General features: G+C 64.2%; 9 protein-coding genes. 2 read left to right on the forward strand and 7 right to left on the reverse strand.

Annotated elements, in window-relative coordinates; all coding sequences use genetic code 11:
• Positions 1–34 precede the first annotated feature (34 nt).
• Together I6L36_RS11990 and rpmE are read right to left on the reverse strand one after the other, a co-directional pair.
• On the reverse strand, positions 35–1,468 hold the full coding sequence (locus I6L36_RS11990; protein ID WP_010676077.1) for a DUF2867 domain-containing protein: 1,434 nt from the start codon (positions 1,466–1,468) through the stop codon (positions 35–37).
• A gap of 116 nt (positions 1,469–1,584) precedes the next feature.
• Entirely contained in the window at positions 1,585–1,800 is a 216-nt protein-coding gene (gene rpmE / locus I6L36_RS11995; RefSeq protein WP_010676078.1) for a 50S ribosomal protein L31, read from the reverse strand.
• Positions 1,801–1,947: 147 nt separating this feature from the next.
• Between rpmE and priA the strand changes: the two genes are divergently transcribed.
• Positions 1,948–4,155: a primosomal protein N' gene (gene priA / locus I6L36_RS12000; RefSeq protein ID WP_201921220.1), complete on the forward strand. Its 2,208-nt coding sequence runs from the start codon at positions 1,948–1,950 to the stop codon at positions 4,153–4,155.
• On the opposite strand, the gene I6L36_RS12005 is transcribed toward priA, so the two are convergent.
• Positions 4,152–4,691: a TetR/AcrR family transcriptional regulator gene (locus I6L36_RS12005; RefSeq protein WP_201921219.1), complete on the reverse strand. Its 540-nt coding sequence runs from the start codon at positions 4,689–4,691 to the stop codon at positions 4,152–4,154. The genes priA and I6L36_RS12005 overlap by 4 nt on opposite strands.
• 150 nt (positions 4,692–4,841) lie before the next feature.
• On the opposite strand from I6L36_RS12005, the gene I6L36_RS12010 reads away from it, so the two are divergent.
• A complete protein-coding gene (locus tag I6L36_RS12010) occupies positions 4,842–5,237 on the forward strand; it encodes an HPP family protein (protein ID WP_174213895.1) in 396 nt (131 codons plus the stop codon).
• A 52-nt stretch (positions 5,238–5,289) separates the two neighbouring features.
• On the opposite strand, the gene ompA is transcribed toward I6L36_RS12010, so the two are convergent.
• The 4 genes from ompA to I6L36_RS12030 all read right to left on the reverse strand — a co-directional run bounded on the left by ompA (position 5,290) and on the right by I6L36_RS12030 (position 11,198).
• Positions 5,290–6,420, reverse strand: coding sequence for a porin OmpA (gene ompA, locus I6L36_RS12015; RefSeq protein ID WP_041211986.1), 1,131 nt, complete (start codon positions 6,418–6,420; stop codon positions 5,290–5,292).
• A 248-nt stretch (positions 6,421–6,668) separates the two neighbouring features.
• Entirely contained in the window at positions 6,669–8,201 is a 1,533-nt protein-coding gene (gene ilvA / locus I6L36_RS12020) for a threonine ammonia-lyase, biosynthetic (RefSeq protein WP_010676083.1), read from the reverse strand.
• A 64-nt stretch (positions 8,202–8,265) separates the two neighbouring features.
• Positions 8,266–10,107, reverse strand: a complete 1,842-nt coding sequence (gene ilvD / locus I6L36_RS12025; protein ID WP_043153414.1) for a dihydroxy-acid dehydratase — start codon at positions 10,105–10,107, stop codon at positions 8,266–8,268.
• A 146-nt stretch (positions 10,108–10,253) separates the two neighbouring features.
• A complete protein-coding gene (locus I6L36_RS12030; protein ID WP_128273003.1) occupies positions 10,254–11,198 on the reverse strand; it encodes a branched-chain amino acid transaminase in 945 nt (314 codons plus the stop codon).
• Positions 11,199–11,200 lie beyond the last annotated feature (2 nt).

Genomic DNA, 11,200 nt, shown 5'->3' on the forward strand with positions numbered 1-11,200 from the left:
ACCCATAATTACCCAATTAGTTATAGATTCGATTTCAATCCATGACTGGAATGCCGGCTTTTGCCTCTGCCTGCCGGGCGATGGCCTCCGTCATCCCCTGGAAGATGAAGAGGTGAAACGGCAGCATGGCGAGCCAGTAGGCCAGCCCCCAGGCCCCCTGCGGATGCCAGTGGGCCGTCACCCGCAGCCGGGTCAGGCCGGACTCCAGGGGCTGAATGTTGAACTCCAGCCGACCGACGCCGGGGGCCTTCATGTTGAACAGCAGATCCAGCCTGCGTCCTTCATCCACCCCGAGGATCTGCCAGGAGTCCAGCATGTCCCCCTTCACGAAGCGATCCGGGTTGGTACGCCCCCGGGTCCGGGCCGGGCCGCCGATCAGGTGATCCATCCATTCGCGCACCACCCACAGCTCGTTCATGTAGAAGTAGCGCTGCTCACCCCCCAGCTGCTGCAACACCTGCCACACCACCTCGGGGGCGGCGAGGCAATCCGCCTCCCCGCTGGCGGTGCGGTCGTAGAAGCCATATTCGGGATGGCGCCAGCGCAGACCAAGGGGCGTCTCCTCCCCGTGCTGCTCGGCACCGAGCCTCTGCTCCAGCGCCAGGCTCTCCGCCAGCGCCTCATCGAAGCTGAGCAGATGCTGGGGCAGCAGGGCGCGCAAGGGGCCGTCATCCGCCGGGATGTCGTGCTTGAGCCCCCCCACCAGCGCCTTGGCGATGGGCTGGGGAACCGAGGTGGCGAACTGCAGCCACCAGGCGGAGAGCCGGGGGCTCAAAAAGGGGATCGGAATGATGGGGCAGCGTTTGCCGATATGGGCGGCGAATTTCTGGAGCTGCTGCTGGTAGCTGAGCAGCTCGGGGCCCGCCGCGTTGAAGATCTGGCCGTCCACCCCGTCGGCTTCCACCAGCCCGCCCAGATAGTGCAAGAGGTTGGAGAGGGCGATGGGGGGCGTGCGGGAACGCACCCACTTGGGCGTCACCATCATGGGCAGGTTGTACACCAGATCCCGCATCACCTCGAACGCCGCCGAGCCGGGGCCTATGATGATGCCGGCACGCAGCTCTACCGTGGGCACCCCTGCGCTGCGAAACAGCTCGCCACAGTAGCGCCGGGAGTTGAGGTGGCGACTGTTGCAGGGCTCGGGCTGGATGGCCCCGAGATAGACGATGCGGCGCACCCCGGCGGCACGGGCGGCGGCGGCGAAGTTCTTCACTCCCTGCTGCTCCAGCCGGTGAAAACCGGCCCCCGCCCCCATGGCGTGTACCAGATAGAAGACGGTGTCGACCCCCGCCAGCGCAGGGGGCAGGGTGGCCGGCTTGAGGCTGTCGGCGAGGCGAAACGCCACCCCCTCCGGCAGACGGCAGGGACGACGGGCCCCGGCGATGACCCTGTACCCCAGACCCTGCAGATGGGGCACCAGGTAGGATCCTATGTACCCGGCAGCTCCCATCACCAGACATGTGCGCATCGGCTCTTCTCCCTTGGTTGAGCCAACACCATAGGGCAAAGCGGGGAATTACAGAATGGCGGCCAATAAAAAAGGCACCCGATGGGCGCCTTTTTCAGAATTCTTCAGAAGCAAGATTACTTCTTGGAGGTCAAGCCACCGAAACGCTTGTTGAACTTGTCTACGCGGCCGCCGCTAGAAACTTCTTTCTGCTTGCCGGTGTAGAACGGGTGGCACTCGGAGCACACGTCCAGGTTCAGATCTTTACCGATGGTAGAGAAGGTGTTGATGACGTTACCGCAAGAGCACTTGGCGGTGATGGCTACGTAGTCAGGATGGATACCAGCTTTCATGGACAACCTCAATTATCAGGCCGTGTCGCCATCCGATCTCTTGTCGGACACCACACGATTGTTGAACACAGTTTCAAAGGCTGCGAATAATATAGGAAACGCCTGAGATCAGGCAAGTGGCTTCGCAGAAAAAATAGGCAACCCCTGGTGAATTCTTCCCAAACGCTGGATCTGGTTCGTGTGGCTGTGCCGGTGCCGTTACGCCGTCATTTCGACTATCTCTCTCCCCTGCCCTTGCCTGCCCCCGGTTGCCGGGTCGAGATCCCGTTCGGCCCGCAGACCCTGGTCGGTCTGGTGGTGGATCACCCGACCGAGAGCCAGGTCCCCCGCAACAAATTAAAGCCCTTGAAGAGAGTGCTCGACAACGCCCCCGTGCTGGGGCCCGACATTCTGGCGCTGATGGCCTGGAGCGCCGGTTACTACCAGCATCCGCTGGGGGAAGTGCTGCCCCATGCCCTGCCGGTGCTGGTGCGCAAGGGGGAGCCCGCCGCCTATCGGGAGCTGGAGTTCTGGTTTGCTACCGATGCGGGCATGGCCATCGACCTCAACGAGCTCAAGCGGGCGGCCAAGCAGCAGCAGGCCCTCGCCTTGCTGCGCAAGGGGCCGCAGACCCCCTCCGCCCTCAAACAGGAGGAGATCCAGAGCGCGGCCCTCACCACGCTGGAGAAGAAGGGACTGCTGGAAAAGCGCTCGCTGGAGCCGAGCCATGATGGCGATTGGGCCACCCGCTTCGAGCCGGGTGAGGGGCTGCGCCTCAACGGCGAGCAGGCGCTGGCGGTGGCCGCCGTCACCAGCCAGAGCAACAAGTTCGGTGCCTTCCTGCTGGACGGCATCACGGGCTCCGGCAAGACCGAGGTTTACCTCAGCATCCTCGAGCCCCTGCTCAAGGCTGGCAAGCAGGCGCTGGTGATGGTGCCTGAAATCGGCCTCACCCCCCAGACCATCAACCGCTTTCGCCGCCGCTTCAACGTGCCCGTGGTGGCGATGAACTCCGCCATGAACGACAGGGAGCGGCTCGATGCCTGGCTGGCCTGCCGCGACGGCGGTGCCGCCATTCTGATCGGCACCCGATCTGCGGTGTTCACGCCGTTCAAGGACCTCGGCATCATCATCATCGACGAGGAGCACGACGGCTCCTTCAAGCAACAGGACGGCTTTCGCTACCACGCGCGGGATCTGGCAGTGATGCGGGCCCATCGCGCCGGCATTCCCATCCTGCTTGGATCTGCCACCCCGTCGCTGGAGACGCTGCACAACGCCCGTAGCGGCAAGTATCACCACCTCACGCTCACTCGCCGCGCCGGCAACGCCCAGACTGCTCGCCAGGTGATCCTCGACATCAAGAACGTGCGGCTGCAGGCGGGGCTCTCCCCCCAGCTGGAGCAGCTGATGGCCGAGCACCTGGCGGCGGGCAACCAGGTGATGCTGTTTCTCAACCGCCGGGGCTATGCGCCGGCACTCATCTGCCACCAGTGCGGCTGGAGTGCCGCCTGCGAGCGCTGTGACGCCTGGTACACCTGGCACCAGGCCGGTCGGCGGCTGCACTGCCACCACTGCGACAGCGTGCGCCCGCTGCCCCACCACTGTCCCGAGTGTGGCAGCAACGAGCTCATCGGCTCCGGGGTCGGCACCGAACAGCTGGAGCAGCTGCTCGGCACCGTGTTCCCGCAATATCCGGTGGTGCGCATCGACCGGGACAACACCCGGCGCAAGGGGGAACTCGAAACCCACCTCGGCGACATCAAGGCGGGCAAGTACAAGATCCTGATCGGCACCCAGATGCTGGCCAAGGGCCACCACTTCCCGGACGTGACGCTAGTGGGCCTGCTGGATGTGGATGGTGCGCTATTCAGTGCCGATTTTCGCGCTGCCGAGAAACTGGCCCAGCTCTACACCCAGGTGGCGGGCCGGGCTGGTCGCGCCAGCAAACCCGGGTTGGTGGTGCTGCAGAGCCACCATCCCGAACACGCCCTGCTGCAGGATCTGACCCAGAACGGCTATGGCCACTTCGCCGACACGGCGCTGAAAGAGCGCCGCCTGCTGGGGCTGCCACCGTTCAGCCATCAGGGACTGTTCCGGGCCGAGGCCAACGGTCGCGACGAGGTGCAGCTGTTCCTCAGCCGGCTCGCCGATACCCTGCGCAGCGCCCGCTATCCCCAGGTGCAGGTGCTGGGGCCCATCAGCGGCTTCATGGAGCGCAAGGCGGGCAAGTTTCGCATGCAGCTGCTGGTGCAGGGGCCCAGCCGGGCACCGCTGGCCCAGTTGCTCGACTGGGCGGTGACGGAGCTGGAGGGGTGGCCCGAGACCAAGCGGGTGCGCTGGAGTCTGGATATCGACCCCACGGAACTGAACTAGCGCGGCTCTGCCAGCACGGCCTCCGCCAACACCCTGGCCTGTTCCAGAGCCAGGGGCTGCTGATAGCTGTGGGCCATCACCACGGCCCCTTCCAGCAGCAGGCATAATCCGATGGCCTGCACCTCGGTGCATTCGAGGGCCTCCCTGACCCAGTTCAGCAACGCACGCTTGTGGGCCACCACCAGCTTGCGCACCGGGTGGCGAGGATCGGAGAACTCGGCGCTCGCGTTGATGAAGTTGCAGCCGTAGAAGTCGCTGCGGCCAAACCAGTCCGCAAAGCCGTCGAGCAGTGCCAGCAACCTGGCCTCCCGTCCCGACACCCCATCCATCCTTGCATCGAGCAGGGCAAAGAACTCCGCATCCCGCGCCATCAGCACCGCTTCGATCAAGGCATCCTTGGTGGGGAAGTGGCGATAGAGGGTGCGTTTGGTACTGCCTGCCTCGGCCCAGATGCGATCGATGCCGGTGGCGTGAAAGCCGTGACGATTGAACAACCGATAAGCTGTCGTCATCAGCTGTTGCCGTTTTTCGCTCATGGTGACTTTCCTCTTGAAGTACACCGATCTGTCTACCTAATGTCGCAGGCTGGATCAAGTGATCCGGCACAGACAAGGAGACAGGAGATGGAAACAAGACGATGGCGAAGTGCCTGGCTGGCAGGGCTCGGTGCCTGCCTGGCCATAATGTTGCTCGGCTGGCTGGACATGAGCTGGCAGTCGACCCTGTTGATGGCACCGTTCGGGGCAAGCTGTGTGCTGCTCTTCTCACTGCCGGACAGTCCGCTGGCCCGTCCGCAGAACGTGCTGGGAGGCCACCTGTTATCGGCCACCGTGGGGTTAGTGGTGCAATTGCTACCGCTACCGATGGAACTCAAGCTGGCGCTGGGTGTGGGCCTGTCCATTGCACTCATGCAGGGACTGGGGCTGATCCACCCCCCTGCCGGAGCCAATCCACTGTTGATCCTGCTCACCACCCAGTCCTGGCCTTTCCTCTGGCAAACCGTGCTGCCCGGCGCCTTGCTGCTGATCATGGTGAGTCATTGCGCCAGGCGGCTGCAAACGTCACGACTCACAACCACATAAACAACGAGGGGGCCAAGGCCCCCTCGTTGTTTAATAGCAAGGCAAAGATGGCTTATTCGGCGACCTGGGAGACCCCGGTCAGGCGTACCTCGACCCGGCGATCCGGGGCCAGACAGGCGATCATCTGCGCCTTGGCGCCATCCGGGCAGCTGCCCCCGGTCACGGGCGAAGACTCTCCCCGCCCTTCGGCACGCACCTTGTCGGCAAACAATCCCTTGGCGATGAGATAATCCGCCACCGTGCGGGCACGCTGTTCGGAAAGGGACTGGTTGTAGGCCTCCGAGCCGATGCGGTCGGTATGACCGATCACCGTCGCCACCCCGTCTTTCGGATTGGCTGCCAGGATCTGGGCAAACAGGTTGTCGAGGGCCTGACTGGCGGCTGGCTTCAGGGTCGCCTTGTTGAACTCGAACAGCACATCGGAATCCAGGCTGAACTGCTTCTCCACCAGCACGGGGGCCGGGGCGGGCGCAGGTTCGGGCGCAGGCGTTGGTGCCACCGGCTCGTCCCCGATCTGGCCGAAGCGATAGAGCATGCCGACCGACAGCAGGCCGTTGTCCATCTCGATGCCTGACTCGTCGAGGGAAGTCTTCCCAAGGGGGGTGGTGTACTGGTATTCGAGGCGGGCGGCCCAATCCTTGTCGATGGCGTATTCGACCCCCAGCGCCCCGACAAAGGCGGCACCATGATATTTGTTGCCCTCATGGGATTCGGAGAGGCTGCTGGTGCCATCGCTGGCCCTGACGTTGAGTGAGCTCTCGGTCCAGGCATAGGCCCCCCCGAGACGACCGTAGATATCCAGTGCCGAGGTTGCAGGCAGGATAATCTTCATGGTGGCCTGCACCATCTGGGCCTTGGCCTCGCCATCGAGTGCGAAATCAACCCCGTTGCCCGAGTAGTGCTTGTCCACCTGATACTTGCCGAGCCAGTCATAGCCGAGCTCAATCGCCACGTTTCTGTTCACCTGATAACCGGCAAACAGCCCCAGACCGAGATCATCGCTGTTCTCGTTCACCTTGGTCGCATCGAACAGCTCTTCGACCTGAGCGTTGTAATCCACCCCGTAATAATTTGACCAGCCGGCCTTGCCGCCGACATACCAGGTGTTGTCCTGGGCGGCAGCCTGCACCGTCCCTGTTGCCATCAAAGCGCCGATCAGGACGGCGAGCATAGATCTGTTCATGGATGAGCCCCTGCAATGAATTGTTATGACGCGGCTGCGTCTCTCTTCCCTGACGGGGCCCTGAACCCAAGCCCCGCATTCAGATTATCCCATCTGCAACCAGCCTCAAACGACCAGGGACTCAGGAGTGTGATATTGGCGACATTATCGGCCACCGTGCCCCCAATCATGGGGGCCGGCGCGTTGCCCATAAAAAAACGAAGAGCCGGGCTCTTCGTTTTTCATCTGGCAAGGGGATGGCTCCCTGCTCACTGACTGCCCTGGCTCGCCAGGAACAGGCGGTAGGCGGGATCCTCGCTCACCTCTTTCCAGCCGTAGCCAATCTCGTGCAGGTAGTCGTGGAAGGCGGCCACGTCCTCGTCCGGCAGCTCGAAGGCGCAGAGCACCCGTCCGTAGTCGGCGCCGTGGTTGCGGTAGTGGAACAGGCTGATGTTCCAGCGACAGCCCAGGGTCTCGAGGAAGCGCATCAGGGCACCCGGCTGCTCCGGAAACTTGAAGCTGTAGAGGCGTTCACCGAGGGGCCGGGCCGGGCGGCCGCCAATCATGTAGCGCACGTGGTTCTTGGCCAGCTCGCTCTCGGTCATGTTGACCACCGGATAGCCGTTGCCGCCGAGCTGATCGATGATCTGGCCCAGCTCCTCGTCACCGCCGGTGAGGCGCACCGAAACGAACAGCGACGCCTGCTCGGCATCCGCATAGCGGTAGTTGAACTCGGTCACCATGCGCGGCCCCAGCTGACGACAGAAGTCGAGGAAGGCCCCCTTGCGCTCGGGGATGGTCACCGCCAGCATGCCCTCGCGCTTCTCGCCGATCTCGCAGCGCTCCGACACGTAACGCAGGCTGTGGAAGTTGACGTTGGCGCCGGACAGAATGGCCGCCATCCGCCCCCCTTTCACCTGCTCTCGCTCGCTGTAGGCCTTGAGGCCCGCCAGGGACAAGGCCCCTGACGGCTCGGCGATGGCGCGGCAGTCATCGAAGATGTCTTTCAGGGCGGCGCAGATCTGGTCGTTGGAGACGGTCACCACCTCGTCCAGATACTGGTTGCACAGCCGGAAGGTCTCCTCGCCGATGCGCTTGACCGCCACCCCGTCCGCAAACAGGGAGACCCGGTCCAGATTGACCGGCTCGCCAGCCGCCAGCGCCGCCTTGAGGCAGGCGGACCCCTCCGCCTCCACCCCGATCACCTTCACATCCGGCAGCAGCTGCTTGATGTAGACCGCCACCCCGGCGGCCAGGCCGCCGCCGCCCACCGGCACGAAGACGTGGGTGAGGTGGGTATCCTGCTCCAGCAGCTCCTTGCCGATGGTGCCCTGGCCCGCGATCACCTCGACGTCGTCGAACGGCGGGATCAGGGTGTAGCCCTCCAACTCGGCGAGTCGGCGGCTCTCGCCGTAGGCCTCATCGAAGCTGTTGCCAAACAGCATGACGTTGCCGCCCTGACGGCGCACCGCGTCGATCTTGATGTCCGGCGTGGTCTTGGGCATCACGATGATCGCCTTGATGCCGAGCTTGGCGGCCGACAGGGCGACCCCCTGGGCGTGGTTGCCGGCAGAGGCGGCGATGACGCCGCGTTCTTTCTGCTCCTGGGTCAGGGTGGCGATCTTGTGGTAGGCGCCGCGCAGCTTGAAGGAGTGAACCGGTTGCAAATCCTCCCGCTTCAGGCTGACGTGATTGCCGAGCCGCTCGGAGAGTTTCTTCAGGGTTTGCAAAGGGGTGACCCTCGCCGCCTCGTAGACGGGGGAGAGCAGTACCTTGCGTAGATAATCCGCCGCAGAGACCATGGTTTATACCCCCGTCTCGTGGCGAAGGGCGCGCAATGCGCCCATATCATGACAGTTCATTCTCTCACTCCCCCAGCAGGGTGCGATCGCGCACCGCGCCCTTGTCGGCGCTGGTGGCGAACATGGCGTAGGCGCGCAGGGCAAAGGAGACCTCGCGCTGACGATCGACCGGCTTCCAGCCACGGGCAGAGACGGCGGCGCGACGAGCAGCCAGCACGCTGTCTGCCACCTCCAGCACCATGCTGCGGGCCGGGATGTCGATGTTGATGATGTCGCCATCCTCCACCAGACCGATAGTGCCACCGGAGGCCGCCTCCGGGGAGACATGACCGATGGAGAGACCCGAGGTACCGCCGGAGAAGCGACCGTCGGTGATGAGGGCACACGCCTTGCCCAATCCCATGGACTTGAGATAGGTGGTGGGATAGAGCATCTCCTGCATGCCGGGGCCCCCTTTCGGGCCCTCGTAGCGGATCACCACCACTTCACCGGCTTTCACCGTGCCGTCCAGAATGCCGCTCACCGCGCTCTCCTGGCTCTCGAATACCCGGGCCGGGCCGCGGAAGGTGAGGTTCTCCTCGTCCACCCCGGCGGTCTTGACGATGGCCCCGTTGAGGGCGAGGTTGCCAGCGAGGACCGCCAGGCCACCTTCCTGGCTGTAGGCGTGATCGAAGGAGCGGATGCACCCCTCGGCGCGGTCCAGATCCAGCTCGGGCCAGCGGCAATCCTGACTGAACGCCTTGGTGGTACGGATGCCGGCAGGGCCTGCACGGTAGAAGTCGTGAACCCCCTTGTCATTGCTGCGGCTGACGTCATATTCGGCCAGCAGCTCCACCAGGGAAGTGCCCAGCACGTTGCGGGTATCCCCGTGCACCAGGCCCGCTTTTTCCAGCTGACCCAGGATGGCAACCACGCCGCCGGCGCGGTGCACGTCTTCCATGTGGTACTTCTGGGTGGAAGGCGCCACCTTGCACAGCTGGGGCACCTTGCGGGACATGCGGTCGATGTCGGCCATGGTGAAGTCGACGCCCGCCTCCTGGGCTGCCGCCAGCAGGTGCAGCACGGTATTGGTGGAGCCGCCCATGGCGATGTCGAGCGCCATGGCGTTCTCGAACGCCGCCTTGGTGGCGATGTTGCGCGGCAGTGCCGAGGCATCGTCCTGCTCATACCAGCGCTTGGCCAGAGTGACGATGCGCTGGCCCGCCAGCTTGAACAGCTGCTCGCGATCGGCGTGGGTCGCCAGCAGGGAGCCGTTGCCCGGCTGGGAGAGACCCAGTGCCTCGGTCAGGCAGTTCATGGAGTTGGCGGTGAACATGCCGGAGCAGGAGCCGCAGGTGGGGCAGGCGCTGCGCTCGATCTGGTCGCTCTGGGCGTCGGAGACCTTGGGGTCGGCGCCCTGGATCATGGCGTCCACCAGATCCAGCTTGATGATCTGATCCGACAGCTTGGTCTTGCCCGCTTCCATGGGGCCGCCGGAGACGAAGATCACCGGGATGTTGATGCGCAGGGCAGCCATCAGCATCCCCGGGGTGATCTTGTCGCAGTTAGAGATGCAGACCATGGCGTCGGCGCAGTGGGCGTTGACCATGTACTCCACCGAGTCGGCGATGAGTTCGCGGGACGGCAGGGAATAGAGCATGCCACCGTGGCCCATGGCGATGCCGTCATCCACGGCGATGGTGTTGAACTCCTTCGCGACCCCGCCAGCCGCCTCGATTTCGCGGGCGACCAGTTGGCCCAGATCCTTGAGGTGGACGTGGCCCGGCACGAACTGGGTGAAGGAGTTGACCACGGCGATGATGGGCTTGCCGAAATCCTGATCGGTCATGCCGGTGGCACGCCAGAGGGCGCGGGCCCCGGCCATGTTACGTCCGTGGGTGGTGGTGGCGGATCTCAACTTCGGCATTGTCTCTACTCCCTGAATGCCCCTGGGGCGCATTGTCTTTCAACATGAATGTGTGATTCGCGGATCGGGAATCGATCCTGGTGAAGGCACCTCGGGGAGCCTTCACCGGAAGCGACTCGGGGAGGCGTGACGCCTCCCCGCTCTCATCAGTCGTTGACCGGCGTCAGCCAGCCCCACTTGTCTTCGGTCTTGCCGTTGAACAGGCCGAAGAAGGCGTTCTGCAACTGCTCGGTCACCGGGCCACGGCAACCGGCGCCCACCTTCATCCGATCCACCGAGCGCACCGGGGTCACCTCGGCGGCGGTGCCGGTCATGAAGATTTCGTCTGCGACGTACAGCGCTTCACGGGGCAGCGCCTGCTCGCGTACCTCGTAACCCAAGTCGCGCGCCAGCGTCATGATGGTGTCGCGGGTGATGCCGGGCAGGATGGCGGCGGTGGCGGGCGGGGTGAACAGCACGCCGTTCTTCACCAGAAACAGGTTCTCCCCCGCCCCTTCGCTCAGATAGCCGTTCACATCCAGCGCCAGCCCCTCGGCGAAGCCGTTGCGCTTGGCCTCGCGGCTGATGAGCTGGGAGGAGAGATAGTTGCCTCCCGCCTTGGCACCGGTCGGGATGGTGTTGGGAGCGAGCCGGTTCCAGGAGGTGACGCACACATCCACTCCGTTTTTCAACCCCTCTTCACCGAGGTAGGCGCCCCAGGGCAGGGCCGCAACCATGAGGTCGGCCTTAGCATCCAGCGGCGGATGCAGCCCCAGCCCCACGTTGCCGACAAAGGCCAGCGGGCGCAGGTAGCCGCTCTTCAGGCCGTTCTCGCGCACCACGGTGCGGCAGGCTTCATTCACCTCAGACTCGCTGTAGGGGACGTCCATCCAGTAGATCTTGGCGGAGTCGAACAAGCGGCGGGTGTGCTCCTGCAGGCGGAAGATGCAGGCCCCCTTGGGAGTGTCATAGGCCCGCACCCCCTCGAACACCGAGGAGCCGTAGTGCAGGGCATGGCTCATGACATGCACCTGGGCATCCTGCCAGGGGACCAGCTTGCCGTTGAACCAGATGTATTGGGGGTGGGCGGCGGATTGGGAAGGCTGTGACATTG

This window comes from Aeromonas sp. FDAARGOS 1406, from assembly GCF_019048565.1.
Lineage (GTDB): Bacteria > Pseudomonadota > Gammaproteobacteria > Enterobacterales > Aeromonadaceae > Aeromonas > Aeromonas caviae.